This is a genomic window from Pleomorphomonas sp. T1.2MG-36 (assembly GCF_950100655.1).
Lineage (GTDB): Bacteria > Pseudomonadota > Alphaproteobacteria > Rhizobiales > Pleomorphomonadaceae > Pleomorphomonas.
Window position 1 is genome coordinate 1 of record NZ_CATNLY010000017.1, and the last position, 469, is coordinate 469.

At 53.7% G+C, this 469-nt stretch carries 1 protein-coding gene; it reads right to left on the reverse strand.

The features are described from left to right. Nucleotides 1-36: 36 nt before the first annotated feature. A partial coding sequence (locus QQZ18_RS11425; RefSeq protein WP_284541045.1) for a glycosyltransferase occupies nucleotides 37-469 on the reverse strand: 433 nt, incomplete at its 5' end.

Genomic DNA, 469 nt, shown 5'->3' on the forward strand with positions numbered 1-469 from the left:
TTACCGCGCCATAATGTGGCTAACGGTTCTTTCAATTCAACCATCCAGACCACCTGTAATAATGTCCGCCGCCTTTTCCGGCAGACTGTACAAATCTTGCGTATCCGCGAAATGCCGTGCGTTTTCTGCCCACGCGGCGCGCAATGACGGCTGGGTCAACGCTTTACGTAAAATGTCGTTCAACGCGTCCTGCCGCCAGGGCTCTTCAATAACGTCACCACAGTTAGCCTGCGCAATATAATGCGCATAGCCACAGACGGCAGAGGTCAACACCGGCAGACCTGCGGTAATGGCCTCCAGCAGAACAATTCCTGCCGCTTCCTGATAGGCCGGGTGCAGCAATAAATCGGCTGCGGCCATCAACTCCGCGACATCATTGCGCCCAGAGAAAAAATGCACATTGCTACGCACACCGCGTTTTTCCGCCAGCGCTTCAAATTTTCGCGGTTTATCCTGGCCGACAATATAC